General features: G+C 68.1%; 19 protein-coding genes. 8 read left to right on the forward strand and 11 right to left on the reverse strand.

All coding sequences use genetic code 11. The features are described from left to right. Positions 1–20: 20 nt before the first annotated feature. The 5 genes from K7711_RS45255 to K7711_RS45275 all read right to left on the reverse strand — a co-directional run bounded on the left by K7711_RS45255 (position 21) and on the right by K7711_RS45275 (position 6027). Positions 21–788 (reverse strand): helical backbone metal receptor, encoded by a 768-nt coding sequence (locus tag K7711_RS45255; RefSeq protein WP_222979039.1) that lies wholly within the window; start codon positions 786–788, stop codon positions 21–23. A gap of 65 nt (positions 789–853) precedes the next feature. Continuing rightward, a complete protein-coding gene (locus tag K7711_RS45260) occupies positions 854–1621 on the reverse strand; it encodes an SWIM zinc finger family protein (RefSeq protein ID WP_222979041.1) in 768 nt (255 codons plus the stop codon). A gap of 28 nt (positions 1622–1649) precedes the next feature. Beyond that, a complete protein-coding gene (locus tag K7711_RS45265) occupies positions 1650–4496 on the reverse strand; it encodes a DEAD/DEAH box helicase (RefSeq protein WP_222979043.1) in 2847 nt (948 codons plus the stop codon). 75 nt (positions 4497–4571) lie between these two features. Further along, a complete protein-coding gene (locus tag K7711_RS45270) occupies positions 4572–4934 on the reverse strand; it encodes an antibiotic biosynthesis monooxygenase family protein (RefSeq protein ID WP_222979045.1) in 363 nt (120 codons plus the stop codon). A 136-nt stretch (positions 4935–5070) separates the two neighbouring features. Continuing rightward, positions 5071–6027, reverse strand: a complete 957-nt coding sequence (locus tag K7711_RS45275) for a hypothetical protein (RefSeq protein ID WP_308015234.1) — start codon at positions 6025–6027, stop codon at positions 5071–5073. Between the two features lie 531 nt (positions 6028–6558). On the opposite strand from K7711_RS45275, the gene K7711_RS45280 reads away from it, so the two are divergent. Then, on the forward strand, positions 6559–7263 hold the full coding sequence (locus K7711_RS45280) for an HNH endonuclease family protein (RefSeq protein WP_308015235.1): 705 nt from the start codon (positions 6559–6561) through the stop codon (positions 7261–7263). A gap of 41 nt (positions 7264–7304) precedes the next feature. On the opposite strand, the gene K7711_RS45285 is transcribed toward K7711_RS45280, so the two are convergent. The 4 genes from K7711_RS45285 to K7711_RS45300 form a co-directional block, all read right to left on the reverse strand. Further along, positions 7305–8111 (reverse strand): sulfurtransferase, encoded by an 807-nt coding sequence (locus K7711_RS45285; protein ID WP_308015237.1) that lies wholly within the window; start codon positions 8109–8111, stop codon positions 7305–7307. Between the two features lie 60 nt (positions 8112–8171). Beyond that, positions 8172–9689 carry a benzoate/H(+) symporter BenE family transporter gene (locus K7711_RS45290; RefSeq protein ID WP_235748801.1) on the reverse strand — a complete coding sequence of 506 codons (1518 nt, stop codon included), beginning with the start codon at positions 9687–9689 and terminating at the stop codon, positions 8172–8174. 84 nt (positions 9690–9773) lie between these two features. Further along, positions 9774–10577, reverse strand: coding sequence for an SDR family oxidoreductase (locus K7711_RS45295; RefSeq protein WP_222979051.1), 804 nt, complete (start codon positions 10575–10577; stop codon positions 9774–9776). A 63-nt stretch (positions 10578–10640) separates the two neighbouring features. Next, the gene (locus tag K7711_RS45300) at positions 10641–11183 is read right to left on the reverse strand and encodes an Lrp/AsnC family transcriptional regulator (RefSeq protein ID WP_222979053.1); all 543 of its coding nucleotides are present in this window, start codon (positions 11181–11183) and stop codon (positions 10641–10643) included. 222 nt (positions 11184–11405) lie between these two features. Between K7711_RS45300 and pdhA the strand changes: the two genes are divergently transcribed. From pdhA to K7711_RS45315, 3 genes are all read left to right on the forward strand, one after another. After that, positions 11406–12533 carry a pyruvate dehydrogenase (acetyl-transferring) E1 component subunit alpha gene (gene pdhA / locus K7711_RS45305; RefSeq protein ID WP_222979088.1) on the forward strand — a complete coding sequence of 376 codons (1128 nt, stop codon included), beginning with the start codon at positions 11406–11408 and terminating at the stop codon, positions 12531–12533. Beyond that, a complete protein-coding gene (locus tag K7711_RS45310; protein WP_222979055.1) occupies positions 12530–13510 on the forward strand; it encodes an alpha-ketoacid dehydrogenase subunit beta in 981 nt (326 codons plus the stop codon). Before pdhA ends, K7711_RS45310 begins: the two co-directional genes overlap by 4 nt. Before the next feature lie 134 nt (positions 13511–13644). After that, positions 13645–14997 (forward strand): dihydrolipoamide acetyltransferase family protein, encoded by a 1353-nt coding sequence (locus tag K7711_RS45315; RefSeq protein ID WP_222979090.1) that lies wholly within the window; start codon positions 13645–13647, stop codon positions 14995–14997. A 181-nt stretch (positions 14998–15178) separates the two neighbouring features. On the opposite strand, the gene K7711_RS45320 is transcribed toward K7711_RS45315, so the two are convergent. Next, complete coding sequence (locus K7711_RS45320; protein ID WP_308015236.1) at positions 15179–15622, reverse strand: acyl-CoA thioesterase; 444 nt, start codon at positions 15620–15622, stop codon at positions 15179–15181. A 68-nt stretch (positions 15623–15690) separates the two neighbouring features. Here K7711_RS45320 and K7711_RS45325 point away from each other — a divergent pair, with 68 nt between their 5' ends. The 4 genes from K7711_RS45325 to K7711_RS45340 all read left to right on the forward strand — a co-directional run bounded on the left by K7711_RS45325 (position 15691) and on the right by K7711_RS45340 (position 18510). Continuing rightward, positions 15691–16869, forward strand: a complete 1179-nt coding sequence (locus K7711_RS45325; RefSeq protein WP_222979058.1) for an MFS transporter — start codon at positions 15691–15693, stop codon at positions 16867–16869. A 32-nt stretch (positions 16870–16901) separates the two neighbouring features. Beyond that, positions 16902–17477 carry a TetR/AcrR family transcriptional regulator gene (locus tag K7711_RS45330; protein WP_222979059.1) on the forward strand — a complete coding sequence of 192 codons (576 nt, stop codon included), beginning with the start codon at positions 16902–16904 and terminating at the stop codon, positions 17475–17477. 69 nt (positions 17478–17546) lie between these two features. Continuing rightward, positions 17547–18335, forward strand: a complete 789-nt coding sequence (locus K7711_RS45335; RefSeq protein ID WP_222979060.1) for an oxidoreductase — start codon at positions 17547–17549, stop codon at positions 18333–18335. 31 nt (positions 18336–18366) lie between these two features. Next, positions 18367–18510 (forward strand): hypothetical protein, encoded by a 144-nt coding sequence (locus K7711_RS45340; protein WP_222979061.1) that lies wholly within the window; start codon positions 18367–18369, stop codon positions 18508–18510. Here K7711_RS45340 and K7711_RS45345 read toward each other — a convergent pair. Continuing rightward, the gene (locus K7711_RS45345; RefSeq protein WP_222979062.1) at positions 18504–18818 is read right to left on the reverse strand and encodes a hypothetical protein; all 315 of its coding nucleotides are present in this window, start codon (positions 18816–18818) and stop codon (positions 18504–18506) included. The genes K7711_RS45340 and K7711_RS45345 overlap by 7 nt on opposite strands. Positions 18819–18982 lie beyond the last annotated feature (164 nt).

Consider the following 18982-nt stretch of genomic DNA (forward strand, 5'->3'; position numbering starts at 1 on the left):
ACACCGTGCATGCATGCCGGTCAGGCTCGGGCCAGTCGATCGGACAGGCGCGCTCGCGCGGTGACCAGGGAGGGGCCGTACCAGGTGAGGTCGCGGCCGGAGACCAGGGCTACCGGAATGTCCGGAAAGGCTTCGGGGCCGTCGGTTTCGGTGAAGACGTAGGGTTCGTCGGGGAGTACGGCGAGGTCGACGCCGGACAGCAGTTCGGCGGCGGACACCTTCGGATAGCGGTCGGGACGGTCGGCGTGCACCAGCCGCAGGCCCAGGCGGTGCGCCAGATCTCCGGTGAAGGTGTCCCGGCCGACCACCATCCACGGGTCACGCCAGATCGGGATCACGGCGTTGCGCGCGGGCTCCGGCGGCGGTGCGGCCCAAGCGGATTCGGCCTCGGACAGCCAGTTCGGGCGTTCGACGCCGAGTGCTGTGGTGAAGAGGCGGCCCATCGACTCGAATGCCTCGTCGACCGTGCGAATCCTGGTGACCCACACCGTGATTCCCGCATCGCGCAGCCGGTCCACGTCGATGCGGCGATTCTCCTCCTGATTGCAGATCACCAGATCCGGTGCCAGCTCGGCGATCCGCCGCACGTGCGGATTCTTGGTCCCCCGCACCCGCTCCACCGCCAACTCCCGGGGATGGGTGCACCAGTCGGTGGCCGCCACGAGCATTCCCGGACAGCTCAGGGCGATCGCTTCGGTCAGCGACGGGACCAGCGACACGACCCGGCTCACCGGGCGTGCGATCGGCACCGGTGTCCCGAGATCGTCGAACGGCTCGGCGTCGGACATGTTTCCAGCCTAGTTCCCCGCCGGAGAACACGGATATTTCCGCGGCGAGACCGGGCGTGACCGGGTCAGCGGTCCAATGTGCCGTAGAGGGTGTCGAGGTCGCGCAGGCCCGATTCGGCGGTATGTTCGTCCTCGGCGGTCATGCGCAGCGCCTGGCGGAGCGGAATCGGGTCCAGATCGTCCACGACGGGGTGGAATTCGGGTTCGGGGAGGCTCGGGAGGGTGAGGGTCTCGCCGTAGAGGTCGTCGGAAACCGTTGGGCCGCTGTCGTTCTGCACGCCGCCGATCAGGGTGTCCAGATCCAGGCCGCGCAGCGTGAGCATGACCGAGGGTTCCTCGTCCAGGCGTTCGGCGATGATGTAGCAGACCGCGGCCACATGTTTGCAGGGCCAGCCGTCGTCCGGGCAGCTGCAGGCGAAGTCCAGTTCGGCTGCGGTGGTGGGCAGCAGCAGTGGACCGAGTTCCTTCGGCAGTGCGCCCGAGGCCAACTGGGCGAGCATGCCGGGAGTGGCGCGGACCAGATCGATCAACTCGTCGAGGCGTTCGTCGCGCAGCGTGCGCAGGGTCAGCGCGGCGGAGAACGGGCGCGGCTGACTGCCCTGCACCTCCGCGGCCACCGCACCGGGTTCGATGTGGTAGTTCACTACCTGACCAGCTCGCGCGTAGGTGCGCCCGCGAGTCAGCCGTCCGGCATCGGCGACCTGCTCGACCGCCTCGATGAACGACCTCCCCCACCAGGTGCGCGCGAACGACCCTCTGCGACTGCGCGATTCGACTCCGCCGCGAACAGGTCGGCGTTTGCCGTAACGGTCGTAGTCGATGAACGGACTCATCCCCGCACCTCCCCCGCGCCGTGGCAGCTCACTCGCCGACCGCCTCGGAACCCAGGGCGAACAATGCGCCGATCTCCTCGGTGCTCATTTCGGTGATCCAGTTCTCGCCCGCGCCGACGGTCAGATTCGCCAATTCCCGCTTGCCGCTGATCATGTCGTCGATGCGCTCTTCGATGGTGTCGACGCAGACCAGCTTGCGCACCTGCACATCACGCCGCTGACCGATCCGGAACGCCCGATCGGTGGCCTGGTTCTCCACCGCCGGATTCCACCAACGGTCCAGATGCACAACATGATTGGCGGCGGTGAGATTGAGGCCGGTGCCACCGGCCTTGAGCGACAACAGCATCAGCGGCGGACCGTCCGCGCCCTGGAACCGCTCCACCATCGTATCGCGCCGCTTCTTGGACACCCCGCCGTGCAGGAACGGGATCTGCGTGCCGAACCGCTCGTCCAGATACGGTCCGATCAGATCACCGAATTCGCGAAACTGGGTGAACAGCAACGCCTTCTCACCGTCGGCCAGCACCGATTCCAGAACGTCCTCGACCAGGCCCAGCTTGCCGGACCGGTGCCGGCCGCGGCGCAGCACGCCCGACCCGTCGCCCAGGAAATGGGCGGGGTGATTGCACACCTGCTTGAGCCTGGTCAGCGCGCCGAGTACCGCACCCCGGCGCGACATCCCCTGGGCGTCCTTCAGTTTCGCCACCATATCGTCCACCACGGCCTGATACAGCGCGGCCTGTTCCACGGTCAGATTGGCGCGCACCGTCATCTCGATCTTCTCGGGCAGATCGGAGATCACGGCCGGATCCGTCTTCACTCGCCGCAGTACGAAAGGCGCTGTCACCGTGCGCAATCGGGTGATCGCATTCTCGTCGCGCTCACGCTCGATGGGGATCGCGAATCTCGCGTGGAACTGGGATGCCTTGCCCAGCAGCGCCGGCGCCGCGAAATCGAGAATCGAGCGCAACTCCTCGAGCCGGTTCTCCACCGGAGTTCCGGTCAGCGCCAGGCGATGCGGGGCGGGCAGCGCTCGCGCGGCCCGCGCCTGCCGGGTGTTGGCGTTCTTGATGTGCTGCGCCTCGTCCAGGGTGATCCGCCGCCAGGGCTGCCGCTTCAACTCCTCGAAATCGCGGGCGAGCAGCGCGTAGGTGGTGATCACCAGATCCGAATCCGCCACGGCGGCATCGAGTTCGGCACCCGAACGGCGCGCCGTGCCGTGATGCACCAGAACCCGCAGGCCCGGGGCGAAACGCTCGGTCTCGCGCTGCCAGTTTCCGACCACCGACATCGGGCATACCAGCAGTGTCGGACCGGGCTCGGAATCCGCTGCCGCGCTTTCTCTTTCGTGCACCAGCAGGGCCAAGACCTGCACCGTCTTGCCCAGGCCCATATCGTCGGCGAGGATGGCGCCGCAGCCGAGCCGATTCATCGTCGCCAGCCAGGACAGGCCGCGCAGCTGATACGGCCGCAACTGCGCTTTGAGCCCCGAGGGCGGCTCGACCGGATCCGCCGAGCGAGTCGCCTCGAACAGTTCGGCCACCCAGCCGTTCGCCGTGACGTCCTCGATCGGCACGTTGCGGACCTCGGAGGCAGCGATCTCGGCCAGCAGCGCGGTGAGCGATCCGACCTGTTCGTCGGTGCGGCCGTCCAGGTACATCGACGCAGCGGCGAGCATCCGGTGGTCGGCCTGCACCCACTGACCGCGCAGCCGCACCAGATCGGATTTCGACTGCACCAGCCGGGACATCTCCCCCGGGGTGAGCACGATATCGCCGAGCGCCAGCTCCCAGCGATAGGCGACCAATCCGCTCAGGCCGACCTCGGTCTCGGTGGCCGCGGGACTCTGCACCCGCAGGCGCATACTCGGAGCCGCGATCCGCCAGGCGCGCGGCAGCAGCAGATGCACTCCCGCGGAACGCAATTCGTGCGCGCCGTGGGCGACGAGGTCCTGCACGACCGCGGTCGGCAGCAGGAAATCCATCCCGCGCGGATCGCGCGGCAGCTCCCGCAACATCGGATACGCCTGAACCGCCGCGGTCACCCGATCACCCGCGATCCGCACCAGCGCGGGATCGCCGAGGATCGGGACAGGCTGCGGCGCTTCGCCTTCCATGCGGAGGCAGACCTCCAGCCGCCACAGCGCGTCGACGGTGTCCGTGTCCTGCTCCGGATCATCGTCCGGTTCGAGCAGGCGCAGCACCAGCTCCGGTTCGCCGGTGGTCAGGCTGGTGCGCCACTGGTCGAGCGCATCGGCCACCCGGTGTGAGCCGGAATCGAGCGGGGTATCGGCGATCAGCGCGGTCAGCAGCGGATGCGCGGGGTGTCGATGCGAGCCGATGGCCGCGACGTCCAGGTACATCCGGGCGATCGGATCGGTCAGCTCGGCGACGAGATCCTCCAGCAACGCCGCCGGACGTCCGGCCACCCGCAGCGCGGGCGGCATCGCCGCGGCCAGCTCGGCCAGCCAGGCCCGCTGCCGCTGCCCGCCGACCAACCGCCACCGCACCCACCATTCACCGTCGTCGCGACGGACCTCCGGCACGATCCGCCCCGCTCGCACCCAACGTTCGACACCGAGCGCCACATGCGCGAGAAACCTCAGATCGCCCGCCACCACAGCGGGCGGCAACCGCTGCAACAACACCTGCGCAGCCGTCGGCGGTGCGAGCGCATGCCCGCGCACGACAGTCTCCTCCGGCCCTTCCGCCCCCGTGACCAGGACCTGAGCCCTATGCCGGAACCGCGCCGCCTGCACCACCCCACCCAGCGGATCGGGCAGAGTCAGCGAATCGATCGCGGACACCGCATCGGCCTCGGGATGGCGCCACAGCACCAGCCCCGACCCGGGTGTCCACAATCCGTGCAGCATTCGACCATCCAACCAGGTGGCACCGACACCTCGACACGGCATCGGATCGCCGCAGGTAGCGCAGGTGACGCGGGTCTACCCGCGTGCTCTGGTCCATTCGTATTCATGTTCGACGCGACAGATCCGTGCCCGGTACCCGAGGTAATACCGTTCGCGCCCCAGACGTTGGGCCGCTAGGTGGTCGACGTCCTCGCGCCAGCGCTGCAAAGCATCCAGATCGCGCCAATAGGACACCGTGATACCGCAATCCGCATCACGGGCGAACTCCATCCCGAGATAACCGTCGACTCGCTCGGCGAGTTCGGCCATGTGCGCAGCCACTTCCGCGTATCCGATCATGTCCGCACCATCCTGTGACAGGACCGTGGTCAAGATCGCGGCATAGTACGGCGGGACCGTACCGCGAACGAACGGGAGATCTGCACTCGACGCTGTCATGGCCCCATCTTCCCCGGACCGACAGCCTATTTCGTGCGGACAAACCTGGTGTAGCCGGCTACACCGACAAAAACTGCGCCGCAGGACCGAATAGTCCTGCGGCGCAGTAGTTTCGAGCTCGAGTATTCGAACCGGGTCAGACCGCGCTGCCGATCGCGGCACCGGCGACACCGCCGAGCGCACCGCCGACGACGGCGGCGGGCACACCGACGGCCGCAGCTCCGACCGCGGCACCAATCGCCGCCCCACCGGCGACCGCCGCGGGAAGAGCCAACGGGGCAGCCACACCCAGTGAGGCCGCAGTCGCAACAGCGCCCGCCGTGGTCCCGATGACCCCACCGACCACACCGCCGACCACGCCACCGGCCACCGCGGCGGGCACACCGGCCGCCGTGGCGCCCAGGGCAGCACCCGCCAGCGCGCCTGCGGCGACCTTGTCCGAGCGGCTGGGGTTGATGCCGACCGAGTTCAGGTTCGTGGAGAGGTTGGCCTCGGCCTGTGCGGCGGTGACGTTGACGTTGTTGAGCACGTCATTGGGCACCGAGTCCGGGACCGGGGAGGTGAAGTTGCCCAGGCGCAGCGTCCGCGGCGGCGGAGCGATCGGCTTGACCGGCTTGACCGCGGTGGGCGCGTGCAGCTGGGTCCAGTTGACGGCCGGGGCGGGCTCGCTCTCGTCCTGCGGAATGGGCCGGAAGTCCGGCGGGACGACGTACGGCGCGGGCACGGCCGGGGTCACACCGGGCTGCACGGTGACGTTGGGGCTGACACCCGGCTGCACGGTGTGCGGGGTGTAGAGGCTGTCGGACCAGGACGGCGTCACGCCGGGCTGCGGGGTGCTGGACGGCCCCGCCTGCGGCTGCGGGCCCTGCTCGTGGCTGGACGGCGGAGTGACCGCCGTACCGGGCGAAGTCGGCTGAGTCGGCTCCTGGGTCGGCGCGTTCTCGGTGGTGGAGGTCGATGCGGCAGTGGACGATTGCCCCGCCTGATGGGTCGTGCTGGAGCAGCCGACAACCAGGGCGAGCGGAATCGCTCCCACCGCAGGCAACATCACCCGCCGTGCTGCCGTGCCGAACTTACGATGCCGACCTGCCACGTGAACACTCACCTCATCAGTTTCCGGAAACATCAGCCCCCCGTGACCCCTAGTCACGTGTGCACGCAGGATCGTAACTACCGAATAACGTTGTCACGAAACCATTGTGATCAGGAGCACACTACCGGACGCCCTGGACGAATAGATCGATTCTCCCGAACAGCCCTGCCTACCAGTACAATTGCGCCCCATATATTCCGACGGCCGTCAGACACGCCGAATTCGCGCCGCGCCGAACTTCAGCCCCCAGCCTCGTCCGGTCATCACATCCGGACACGGCCGCAAGACTTCTCCGCATAAGCATGCTCAGTTCCACAGAGCCGCAGGTCATCTCGACGAACATATCGGTCCGCAGGTATCCGACGCCGCAGAGACCCGGTCGTAGCCGAGCGATCATCGCACCAGTCGCATTTCACACTTCCGCAGCCCGTATTCCCGTCTTCTGCATGGCATTCAAGGCGGCCCGGGGTTGCCCGACCACAACTCGCGCCTGGATCAAACCTGTCGGTGCCACCGTGTAGAAGTTGTGCCGTGCATTCGAACAGGGGCGGATGGGGGTGGGCACTGGCGGCGCCGGTCGTCGCGGTGCTGGCGGCTGCTGTGGTGCTGGCGGGGCCGGGTCTGTTCACCACGTCGTCGCCCGCGCCGGGCAGCCCCACGCGCACCCAGCTCGAACGGTTGCTGGCCGTGGTGCGGGTGCTGCCGCAGCGGCCGCATCCGGGCGGATACGAGCGCGGCTGCGCGGCCGGGCAGGGTTGTGTATTCGGTACGGCCTGGGCCGACGGGTCCGGCGGCTGCGATTCGCGCAATGCCGTGCTCGGCAAGCAGCTCAGCGCCGTACGGTTCCGCCCGAACACCGAGAAGTGCGTGGTTTCCGCGGGCACCCTGCACGATCCTTATACAGGCAGAGATATCGCCTTCGACAGATCCCATGCCCGCGCGGTGCAGATCGACCACATCTATCCGCTGGCCGCGGCCTGGGATATGGGCGCATCGGATTGGCCACTGCCACAACGCATCCGCTTCGCCAACGACATCCAATTCAACCTGCTCGCCGTCGACGGACGGACCAACCAGGACAAGGGCGACCGCACCCCCGCCGACTGGCTACCACCCGCCCTCGCCTACCGCTGCTACTACGCGGGTCGCTACCTCACCACCGCGGTCCGCTACACCCTCCCCATCACCGCACCGGACCGCGATGCCCTGTCCCGCCTGGCCGACGGCTGCCCATGACGCAACCGATGGCGAATAGATGCGGTGGCGAACCCGTGCGCTCAGTCCGTCGCGACAGGGCGTTGCGGATCGCTGGACCACTGGGACCACGACCCCGGGTAGAGCGTGGCCTCGATACCCGCCGCGGCGAGGGCGGCGATCTGATGTGCGGCGGTAACGCCCGAACCGCAGTAGACCGCTACCGGACCCGTGCCGAGCTCGGCGAACCGAGCGCGCAGCTGATCGGCGCTCTTGAAAGCGCCTTCGGGGGTGAGGTTCTCGGCGGTGGGGGCGCTCACCGCGCCCGGAATATGCCCGGCGCGCGGATCGACCGGTTCCACCTCGCCGCGGTACCGCTCGCCCGCTCGGGCATCGAGCAGCAGACCCTCCCAGGTCGCCGCGCCGTCCGCATCGATGACCGGCAGAGCGCCCGCGGTCAGCACCACATCACCGGGAGCGGGATCGGATTCGCTGCCGGTGGCGATTTCACCACCGGACTGCGCCCAGGCCGGGAGGCCGCCGTCGAGAATCCGCACGTCGTCCATGCCCGCCCAGCGCAGCAGCCACCAGGCGCGCGCGGCGGCCATACCGCCGGTTGCGTCGTAGACGACGACCGGTTCATCGGTGCGCAGACCCCAGCTCCGGGCGCATTTCTGCAGATGCGCGACATCGGGCAGCGGATGGCGGCCACGTGCCGGAGAGGGCGGCGCGGCCAGTTCGGTCTCCAGATCCACGAACACCGCGCCGGGGATGTGACCGTCCAGGTAGTGCTGCGGCCCGTCCGGGTCACCCAGCGCCCAGCGGACATCGAGCACATGCGTGCCGGTCGCGGTGTCGCCCAGCTGTTTCCGAAGGTCCTCCGCCGAGATCAATACCGAGGCCAAGCCGACTCCTCTGTCACATCTGTACCCCCGGGACGCGAACGGCTCTCAGCCTACGGCAGGACGTTCCCCGGTGGGTCGGCGTGGCGAATCGCCCGTGCGGCGTGCCGAGAGCACCCCGCGCACCAGCAGCCCGGCCACCAGCGCCCAGAAAGCCGCGCCGATGCCGAATACGGCGAACCCGGAGGCCGCCACCAGGAAGGTCACCGCACCCTCGATCCGATGCTCGGCCGAGCCGAGGGCCGCGGTCAGCGCGGTGGCGAGCGTTGCGATGAGCGCAAGTCCCGCAACGGTTTCCAACACACCCTTCGGCGCTGCGGCGACCAGGACGACCAGTGCACCCGAGAGCAGCGCCAACACCAGATAGGCGCAGCCGACGGTGAACACCGCGATCCAGCGCCGCCGCGGATTCGGATGCGCGGACGGCGCGGCCGACAGCGCCGCACTGATCGCGGCCAGGTTGATCGCGTGCGCCCCCGCCGGTGCGCCGATCATGGTGCCGATTCCGGTCACGGCCATCGCCGACCGCCACGGCACCCGGAAACCGAAGGACTCCATGATGGCCACGCCCGGGATGTTCTGCGCGGCCATCGTCACGATGTACAGCGGTATCGCGATACCGATCACGGCAGGCCAACTCCAGTGCGGCACAGTCAATTCCAGCCTCGGCGCCATGGCCGCGAGATCCAGGCGCCGATGTTCGACCGCGATATCGATACCGGCGCCGATCGCGGCGACCGCGAATGCCGCGAGCACGGCCCAGCGCGGGGCGAGCCGCTGCAACAGCAGCCAGACCACGATCACCGGGACCACGACCGCCGGACTGGCCGTCAGCGCGTGCATCGGGGCCAGGCACAGCGGCATCAGCACTCCGGCGAGCATGGCCTGCGCGATCTCGGCGGGAATGGCCGCGATCAACCGACCCAGCCGCTGCCAGAATCCGGTCAGCACGATCAACACACCCACCACCGCGAACGCACCCACCGCCGCGGGCCAGCCACCGGACACGGCACCGGTCCCCGCCAGCAGTGCCGCACCGGGCGTCGACCAGGCCAGCGCGATCGGCATCCGATACCGGCGACTCAGCACCAGCATCCCCACCGCCTGCGTCAGACAGATCGCCAGCAGACCCGACGCCGCCTGCGCCGGCGTTGCACCCACCTTGGTCAACCCCGCGAGCACCACGGCGAACGTGCTGGTGAAACCCACCAACGCGGCCACGATCCCGGCACTGACCGGCTGCCAGATCCCCGGATCAGCAGTGCCGCCGTCCTGCGGCAACGCACCCTCCGAGCCGCCGGAACCACCCTGGTCGACCAGCATCGGCGATTCGGCTTCCCGCTCCCGCTCGTCCACAGCGCTCAGCGTGGCGACGCCGTGCGGCGAATCCGCATCGCGCGCAACAACAACACCGTCCCGCGAACCGGAGGTGTCCCTCGTCCGCGGCCGGTCCGGGTCGGCGGTTCCGGGGTCGCCCGAGCCGGGCTCGACGGACGGATCGGACTGTGCGGTGGATCGACCGGACCGCGGCGCGGGATCACTGGTCTGCGGTTCGGTAGCGGCCATTGGGCCATCGTCCCCGGTCGCGATGGGTCCAGTCAGCGGCCAATCGTGCGAAAGTGGACCGAATTCGGTCAGGTGTTCATTTCGTCACTTCTGCAATGTGGCCTGGTAGCGCCGCATCCCGGACAACCAGCGGTCGTAGTCGGCGCTCTTGTGCCGGTACATCTCGAGCACCTGGGCGTGCGGCAGGATCAGGAAACGTTCGTCGGCGACACCGGCGAGCACGTCACTCGCCACCTGCTCGGGGGTGAGCACCTCACCCGCGGAGACGACCGCGCGGATCGCCTCCTCGTTGGCCGCGGCCTCGGTGAAATCCTCGTTGCCCGCGCGCAGCAGATCGGTGTCCACGCCCATCGGGCAGATACAACTGACGCGAATTCCCTTGTCCCCGTACGTAATATTGAGCCATTCCGCGAACCCGACCGCCGCATGCTTGGTGACCGCATACGGCGCGGACCCGATCTGGGTGAGCAGTCCGGCCGCCGAGGCGGTGGCGACGAAATATCCGCTCCCCCGCTCCACCCATCCCGGAATCAGGATCTGCGCGGCCCGCACGTGCGCCATCACGTTGACTTCCATTGCCGCGGACCACTGCTCGTCACTACCGTCCAGCCCCCGCGCACCGAAGATCCCCGCATTCGCGAAATACAGATCCACCGGACCGAATTCCGCTTCGGCCCGCGCCACCAGTCCTCGAATCACTGCCGAATCGGTGACATCCCCGACCACCGACACCGCCCGCTCCGCCAACTCCGCGGCAACCCCGGCCACCGCCTCGTCCAGATCGGCCAGCACCACACTCGCACCGGCCCCCACCAGCGCCCGAGCCAATGCCGCCCCGATCCCCGCCCCGGCCCCCGTAACGATCGCCACCTTGCCCGAAACATCCATATCCCGCACCCTAACTCCGTCCCTATCGCGTGAGGTCGGAACACTCACACGGGACGAGCACGGTCAGCGGGAGGGACGAGCGGCGCTGCGCGAGATGTCCTGGCGAGCCGAGCCGTTGCTACGGGCGAGGCGTTGCAACAGGGGTGCGGTGCGGGGGCCGACCAACTGCTGCATGACCAGGGCCATATTGGTGCGTTCGACGCCGGGGATCTTCAGGATGCGGCCCGCGATGCGATAGAGGTCGTCGGCGTCGCGGGCGACGACGCGGACGGTCAGGTCGGTCAGCCCGGTCATCCCGCAGACCTCGGTGACCTCGGGAACCTCGGCCAGTTCGGCGACCACCGCGTCGAGCTGATGCTGATCCACCACCACCGCGACGAATGCGGCGAGCTGATAGCCCAGGGCACGCGGATCGACGCGGCGGTCGAATCCCGCGAGGACACCGGCCGCCTCCCAGCGAGCCAGGCGGGCCTGCACGGTATTGCGCGACAGGCCCAGCCGGGTGGCGAGTTCGACACCGGTCGCCCGGGGGTTGGCAACCAGTTCGAGCAACAGCCTGGCATCGGTCGCGTCGACGACGGCTCCGGCGGGTTCTGCACTGGACATGTAACGCAGTATGACAGCAAATAGCGGCTCTGGACCACGCACTCTGCACAGTTGGCATGTCGCTGCTTGCGCAGGTCGCCCAATCGTGGATGCTGTGAGGTAGAGCACATCGCTTCCCTGCACGGCCCGGAGACCCCGGACCGGCGACATGCCAGGAAGGCAGACGTACCAGAGCGGCTACGTTTCAGGAAGGCGGCAGCCATGCCCACCACCCCCGCGGCAATGCCCAACGACGCGATTTCGACCGGCAGAATCACCACAACGACCAGCCCGCCGGAGAAAATCGCCTACCCGGTGCAACTGGTCCAGCCGGACGGCCGACGCGTCCTCGATCGCGAGCACGCCGCCCTGGTCGCCGACGTCGGCCCGGACCGACTGCGGCAGCTCTACCTCGACATGGTCGTCACCCGCCGCATCGACACCGAGGCGACCGCACTACAACGTCAGGGCCAGCTCGGACTGTGGCCGCCCCTGCTGGGTCAGGAGGCGGCGCAGATCGGTTCCGCACACGCCCTGCACCCCGACGACTACGTGTTCTGCAGTTATCGCGAGGCCGGTGTGGCCTACTGCCGCGGCGTCGATCCGGGACAGATCACCCGCCTGTGGCGTGGTGTGGCGCATTCGTGCTGGGATCCCGCGCAGATCAATATGACCAATCCGGCCATCGTGGTCGGCTCGCAGGGATTGCACGCCACCGGTTACGCCTACGCCGCCCATCTGGACGGCGCGGAGATCGCGGTGATCACCTATTTCGGCGACGGTGCGACCAGTCAGGGCGATATCGCCGAGGCTCTGGGCTTCGCCGCGACCTGGAGTGCGCCGGTGGTGTTCTTCTGCCAGAACAATCACTGGGCGATCAGCGAGCCCGTGCGGATCCAGAGCGCGACACCGATCGCGCGACGCGCCTACGGCTACGGCATCCCGGGCATCCAGGTCGACGGAAACGACGTGCTGGCCGTTCTGGCCGTGACCAGGCAGGCCGTCGCGCGCGCCCGCGCGGGCGGCGGCCCGTCGTTCATCGAGGCGATCACCTACCGGATGGGTCCGCACACCACCGCCGACGATCCCACCCGCTACCGCTCGGCCGCCGAAACCGAGCTGTGGCGGCGGCGCGATCCGATCGATCGGATTCGCCGGTTGCTCGAACGAGAAGGCTTGTGGGACAGCAGCTTCGAACGACAGGTACGAGAGCGCTCGGACGAGGTCGGCGCCCGCCTGCGCACCGCGACCATCGAGATGTCCGATCCCGAACCGAAGGATCTGTTCGAGCACGTCTACGCCACCCCGCATTCGCTGCTGGATCGAGAACGCCGGGAGTACACCGCATATCTGGAAGGAGTACGGCCATGACCAGCACGTTCGCGGCGGCACTCAACCTCGGGCTGCGCCGGGCCCTCGAGGACGACCCCAAGGTCGTGCTGATGGGCGAGGACATCGGCCGGCTCGGCGGCGTCTTCCGGGTCACCGACACCCTGCAGAAGGATTTCGGCGACAACCGGGTCATCGACACCCCGCTGGCCGAATCCGGCATCATCGGAACGGCTTTCGGCATGGCGCTGCGCGGCTATCGTCCGGTGTGCGAGATCCAGTTCGACGGATTCGTCTATCCGGCCTTCGACCAGATCGTCTCCCAGGTCGCCAAGATCCACTATCGGACAGCGGGAAATGTACTCGCGCCCATCACGATTCGAATCCCGTTCGGCGGCGGGATCGGTTCGGTGGAGCATCACTCCGAATCGCCCGAAGCCTATTTCGCGCACACCGCGGGCCTGCGTGTGGTGTCGCCGAGCACCCCGGCCGACGCCTATCTGATGATCCGCCAAGCGGTTTCGCTGGACGATCCGGTGATCTTCCTCGAGCCCAAACGCCGCTACTGGGACAAGGACGAGGTGGACTTCGCTGCCCTGGACCGGGATCCGTATCCGCTGGAGCGGGCCCGCATCTGCCGCACGGGCACGGATGCGACGGTCGTCGCCTACGGCGGTATGGTCCGCACCGCGCTGACGGCCGCCGAAATCGCAGCCGGGGAAGGGCGTTCGCTGGAGGTCGTCGATCTGCGCAGCCTGTCACCGATCGATTTCGACGCCATCGAGGATTCGGTGTTGCGCACCGGGCGGCTGATCATCACGCACGAGGCCCCGGTCTTCGCCGGACTGGGCGCGGAGATCGCCGCCCGCATCGCCGAACGCTGTTTCTACCAGCTAGAAGCACCGATTCTGCGCGTCGGAGGCTTCGACATTCCGTATCCCCCGGCTAAGCTCGAACGGCACCACCTGCCCGACCCCGACCGCATCCTGGACGCGGTCGACCGAACGCTTGCCGCCTGATCCGCCCGTTCAGACAGAGGTGCCCGTTGGACGACGCTGCCGCACACGACCCCCGGCCGATCGGCCGGAACCCGGAGGAGACCACCCGCGCGAGTGCGGAGGATCCCCTACCGAACGGCACCGAGGACGCCCGGGTGCTCGAGTTCCGGCTTCCCGATCTCGGCGAGGGACTGACCGAGGCGGAACTGGTCTCCTGGGCGGTGTCCGTGGGCGACACGGTCGAATTGAATCAGACCATCGCCGAGGTCGAGACGGCCAAGGCTCAGGTGGTGCTGCCGTGCCCGTTCTCCGGTCAGGTCACCGAATTGCTGGCCGCGCCGGGCGACACCGTGGCGGTGGGCGCGCCGCTGATCCGGGTGCGCAGCGATCGCGGCGCGGCCACACCGCCCGCACCGAGTGAGCGCCGCTCGGTCCTGGTCGGCTACGGCCCGGATGAGGAGAGCACCGCGCGGCGCACTCGAAAACGGCTGAATCCCGATGCGCCGGTGCAGGATTCACCGGATATCACACAGCAGCTGCCCGCGCCGATGTATCCGGATCGCCCCTCGGCCACGCCCGGCGCTCGCGCGCTGGCCCGGGAACTCGGCATCAACCTGGCCTTCGTCGCCGGTTCCGGGCCGGGCGGAGCGGTCACCGTGGAAGATGTGCGGCACGCGGTGCCGGTGTCGCAGCCGGTGCACCGGGTGCGACCCGAGGACGAGGCGCTGCCCAACGCGCCGCGCCCCAGCATGCCCACGGTGCCGACGATGCGCCCGGACGGCGGCGTCATCCGCCCGACCCCGAGCACCGGTGAGACCCGCGTCCCGGTGACCGGCGTGCGCAAGCGCACCGCTGCCGCCATGCTCACCAGCGCCCGGACGATCCCGCAGGCCAGCGCGTTCGTCACGACGGATTTCACCGCCTCGATGGAACTGCTGGATCATCTGCGCACGACCGATTCGTTCACCGGACTCTCGCTCACTCCGCTCGCGCTGGTGGCCAAGGCGACGCTGGTGGCGATGGCGGAGTTCCCGGACGTCAACTCGTTCTGGGACGAGGAGAACCGCGAGATCGTCACCAAACACTTCGTGCACCTGGGGATCGCGGTGGCCACCGAACGCGGACTGCTGGTGCCGAATGTCAAGGACGCGCACACCCTGAGCCTGCGCGAGCTGTGCCGGGAGATCGGCTGGCTCGCCGATATCGCCCGCGCCGGTTCGGCCACGCCCGCGGATCTGCGCGGCGGCACGTTCACCATCAGCAATGTGGGCATCTTCGGCGTCGATGTCGGTGTGCCACTGGTCAATCCGGGCGAGGGTGCGATCCTGTGCCTGGGTTCGATCCGCAAACAGCCGTGGGTCTACCGCGACGAACTCGCCGTCCGCTGGGTCACCACCCTGGGCCTGAGCTTCGACCACCGGATGATCGACGGCGAACTCGGCGCGCGTTTCCTGGCGACCGTGGCCTCACTCCTGGAAGATCCGCTGACGTTGCTGGGCCGCATCTGAGGCTGTATTTTCGGCCTCCGCTTCGCTCCGGCGTGTTCGCGGCCCCGAAGGCTCGCCGTTCAGCCCTCGAGACTCGGGCTTCGCCCATGCGCTTCGAGTGCTGAACGGCGAGCCGGCCGCGAACTCCTCGCTCGAAGGCTCGCTCCGTGCGGGGCAGGCAGGCACGTAACCGTCTGTTGCCTCAGGCAGTTTTCGGTTCGACGACCAAGGCGGCGGCGGCTTCTCGGATGACGGCCGGGATCTCGATGGATCTACGGGTCTCGTTGTCGACGTAGACGTGCACGAAACCGCCGGTTGCGGCGAGTTCGAGGTCCTGTCCGGTCTCGCGGAAGATGGCCAGGTCGTAGGTGATGCTGGAGCGGCCGAGGCGGCTGATGCGCAATCCGACGCGCAGCTGGTCCGGGAAGCTGAGTGATCCGTGGAAATCGCAGGAGGTCCGCGCGACCACTCCGATGGCGGGCAGGTCGCGGATGTCGGTGCCGGTGGCGTGCATCAGCCAGGCGTTGACCGCGGTGTCGAAGTACGAGTAGTAGGTGACGTTGTTGACGTGACCGTAGTGGTCGTTGTCGGCCCACCGGGTCGGTACCGGCCAGAGCACGGGGTAGTCCTGCGCGGAAGATGTCACCACCAAACAGTAGCCATCCGTCCGGTTCGGCCGAGCACCCCGCCACCGTGACCCATACAGTTGTTGTGATGGGCGCTTCCACACTGGTTCCGAGGGTCCGGATCTCGCGGGCCGCCGTCTTCACCGTCTTCGGCCTGAACGGGTTCCTGTGTTCCATGTGGGTGGTGCACATTCCGGTGATCACCCAGCGCACCGGCGTGTCCAAGGGCACCCTGGGGTTGTTGATCCTGCTGGTGGCGCTCGGCGGTATCGCCGGGATGCAGGCCACCGGACCGCTGGCCGACCGGTTCGGCAGCCGGACCCTGATGGCCGTGGCCGGGACGTGGCTGTCGCTCGCGGTGCTCGGCCCCGCGTTCGCGACCGGCCCGCTGACGCTGGCGGTTGCGCTGCTGCTGTTCGGCACCGGCAACGGGGCGCTGGACGTCTCGATGAATGCGCAGGCCGTGCAGGTGGAACGGGCCTATCCGCGGCCGATCATGTCGGCGTTCCACGCGATGTTCTCCTGCGGCGGACTGGCCGGATCACTGGTCGGCGCGGCGACGATGCATCGCGGCTGGGATGTTCGCGTCACCATGACCGCCGCGGGCGCGATCGGACTGCTCACCCTGGCACTGAGTATCCCCAGGCTACTGCCGCGAGTCGAATCCGATTCCGACACAACGACATCCGCCGACCACGAATCGCCGGGAGCACGACGATCCGCATCGCTGCGAGTACTCGCCCTGGCCGCCATCGCCTTCGGTTTCCTGCTGACCGAGGGGGTTGCCAACGACTGGAGCGCCCTGCAGGTGCGCGAACATCTGAGCGTCAGCGATGCCACCGCAGCCCTGGCCTTCGGCGCGTTCTCCACGACGATGACCGCGGGCCGATTCGCCGCCGACCGGGTCAGCGCACGCTTCGGCCGGGTCGCGGTGGTGCGCTGGGGCGCGGTGCTCGCGGCTGTCGGCCTGACGCTGATCGTCTCCTCGGTCTGGCTGGCGCCCACCCTGCTGGGCTGGGCTCTGCTGGGCATCGGACTCGCCGGCGGTGTGCCGCAGATCTTCAGTGCCGCAGGCAATCTCGGCACCCGATCGGCCGCGACGGATATGTCTCGGGTCTTCGGGCTGGGCTATCTCGGTTTCCTGGCCGGACCGTCGATGATCGGCTGGCTCGCGGATCTGAGTTCGCTCACCGCGGCGCTGATCTTCCCGCTGGCGCTGATCCTGGTGTGCGCGGCGTCGGCTCGGATCGTCGCACCCAGTTCTTGACCTACAGGTCCAGAATGCTTATCGTTGACGTCATGGGCAGACCACGCACCTTCGAGGACGACGACGTCGTCGATCGCGCGATGGAGGCGTTCTGGATCAACGGCTACGCCAACACCTCGCCCGCACAGCTCGCCGAGGCCACCGGCCTGGCCAAGGGCAGTCTGTACAACGCCTTCGGCAGTAAACGCGAACTGTTCGAGCGGGCGCTCGCGCGCTACGACCGGATGGGCGCCGACCTGACCGGGGAATACATGTCCCGGCCCGGAAGCACTCGCGAGGTCGTGGGCGCCTATCTGCGGCATCTGGTCGACGCCGACCTGGCCGATCCGGATCGACGCGGTTGCCTGGCCGCCAATACGGCACTGGAACTGTCCGGACAGGACGCCGAGATCCGCCGCATCATCCTCGCCATCACCGAACACAACCTCACCACCCTGGCGAACCGGATAGATCAGGGGCGCCGCGACGGCGATGTCAGCCGGGACACCGATCCTCGTGCGACCGCGGAGTTCTTGATGAATTCCATCGCCGGACTGCGCGTCATGGCCAAGAGCTACGACCTGGCGGTTCTGTACCGCATCATCGACACCACCCTGAGCACGCTCTGAATTTTCCGTCCGATCGCAGCGCTTTCCGCTGCCCTAGTTTTTGACCAGTAATTCCAGAAAGGGAATGTCATGGATCTCGAGTTGAGTGGCAAGACCGCTGTCGTCACCGGCGCCGGCCGCGGCATCGGACTGGCCGTCGCGCAGACGTTGACCGAGGAGGGCGTCCGGGTCGTCGGCGGCGCGCGCAACGTCACACCTGAGCTCGAAAAGTACAGTGTCGCAGCGATTTCCGCAGATCTGAGCTCCGCCGAGGGCGTCACCGCACTGTTCGATGCCGCGCAGGCGGAACTGGGCGGGATCGATATCCTGATCAACAATGTGGGCGGCGGCGATGTCGACAAGATGGTGGTGGGCGGATTCCTCGACATCGGCGACGATCAGTGGGACACGCTGCTCGAGCTCAACCTGATGAGCGCGGTGCGGGCCACCCGGGCGGCACTGCCGAGTCTGATCGAACGTCGCGGTGCGATCGTCACCATCTCCTCGATCAACGCCCATCTGCCCGCGGCCGGTCCGGTCGGCTACAGCGAGGCGAAAGCGGCATTGACCTCGTTCACCAAGCGGATCAGCGAGGAGTTCGGGCCGCGCGGCGTGCGGGTGAACACCGTGTCCCCGGGCGTGGTCGGCACCCCGCTGTGGCGGGAACCCGGCCGTTTCGGCGCGAAGTTGGCCGAGGTCAGCGGCGTCGGTCACGAGGAGTTCCTCGCCGCGCTGCCGAAGGAGTTCGGTATGGCCTCGGAGCGGATCACCGAGCCGGAGGAGGTCGCCGCGCTGGTGGCGTTCCTGGCCTCGGGACGCGCCGGGAACATCCTGGGCGCGGATTACGTCATCGACGGCGGCACACTGAAAGTCGTATGACCCGCCGGGTCCGGGCGGCTGGAGTTCGGGAATGTTCGAGAATCGGCGGCCGACTCCACCGGTGTCCGGACCCACACCCCCGTCCGGCGCGGACCTGGCCGAGATCGATGCGCTGATAGCGCAGGGCAAGAAGATCCACGCCATCAAGCTCTATCGGGAGCGGCCGTACTACTGAGTCTTCTGCACCGTGACCGTCAGGTTCGGCCACGGCGGACGGCGCACCACCGCAACGCAGGACAGCGTCGCGGCCGAGAGGCCGATCAGCAAGGCCAGCAGGGTTATTCGGGTGTCGTCGGTGGCCGGTACCCAGGTGGATTCGCCGCCCTGGACCACGATGGCGCCCAAGGGTCGCGGCCCGCGACGGAATCGTCCGCCGGGCTGGGCCACGGTGATCACCGTGGCGCCGTCCGGTGTCTGATACGGCGTACCGAAGATTGACGAATCAGCTACTGCCACTGGGAAATCGGGATCGTTCGATGTCATTGTGCCCCCATTACTCGAAAGTCGGCTTCGCAGCCGCGAAGCACAGCCGACAGCCTACGCAATACGGAGCGCGTGCATAGCCGGACACCGTGGCGATATGGGAACGGCCCGCACCGGACGATCCGGTGCGGGCCGTGGCGTTGATTTCCTGCAGCGCCTCGAGT

It is taken from the genome of Nocardia coffeae (genome assembly GCF_019890715.1).
GTDB classification, from domain to species: domain Bacteria; phylum Actinomycetota; class Actinomycetes; order Mycobacteriales; family Mycobacteriaceae; genus Nocardia; species Nocardia jiangxiensis.

Excerpts from the sequence above, each read along its gene's own strand:
- K7711_RS45300 (WP_222979053.1), bottom strand. The coding sequence starts at position 11,183 with ATGTCCAGTGCAGAACCCGCCGGAGCCGTCGTCGACGCGACCGATGCC.
- K7711_RS45330 (WP_222979059.1), top strand. The coding sequence starts at position 16,902 with ATGGGCAGACCACGCACCTTCGAGGACGACGACGTCGTCGATCGCGCG.
- K7711_RS45290 (WP_235748801.1), bottom strand. The coding sequence starts at position 9,689 with ATGGCCGCTACCGAACCGCAGACCAGTGATCCCGCGCCGCGGTCCGGT.
- K7711_RS45270 (WP_222979045.1), bottom strand. The coding sequence starts at position 4,934 with ATGACAGCGTCGAGTGCAGATCTCCCGTTCGTTCGCGGTACGGTCCCG.
- K7711_RS45325 (WP_222979058.1), top strand. The coding sequence starts at position 15,691 with ATGGGCGCTTCCACACTGGTTCCGAGGGTCCGGATCTCGCGGGCCGCC.
- K7711_RS45310 (WP_222979055.1), top strand. The coding sequence starts at position 12,530 with ATGACCAGCACGTTCGCGGCGGCACTCAACCTCGGGCTGCGCCGGGCC.
- K7711_RS45340 (WP_222979061.1), top strand. The coding sequence starts at position 18,367 with ATGTTCGAGAATCGGCGGCCGACTCCACCGGTGTCCGGACCCACACCC.
- K7711_RS45345 (WP_222979062.1), bottom strand. The coding sequence starts at position 18,818 with ATGACATCGAACGATCCCGATTTCCCAGTGGCAGTAGCTGATTCGTCA.
- K7711_RS45295 (WP_222979051.1), bottom strand. The coding sequence starts at position 10,577 with ATGGATGTTTCGGGCAAGGTGGCGATCGTTACGGGGGCCGGGGCGGGG.
- K7711_RS45260 (WP_222979041.1), bottom strand. The coding sequence starts at position 1,621 with ATGAGTCCGTTCATCGACTACGACCGTTACGGCAAACGCCGACCTGTT.
- pdhA (WP_222979088.1), top strand. The coding sequence starts at position 11,406 with ATGCCCAACGACGCGATTTCGACCGGCAGAATCACCACAACGACCAGC.
- K7711_RS45255 (WP_222979039.1), bottom strand. The coding sequence starts at position 788 with ATGTCCGACGCCGAGCCGTTCGACGATCTCGGGACACCGGTGCCGATC.
- K7711_RS45265 (WP_222979043.1), bottom strand. The coding sequence starts at position 4,496 with ATGCTGCACGGATTGTGGACACCCGGGTCGGGGCTGGTGCTGTGGCGC.
- K7711_RS45335 (WP_222979060.1), top strand. The coding sequence starts at position 17,547 with ATGGATCTCGAGTTGAGTGGCAAGACCGCTGTCGTCACCGGCGCCGGC.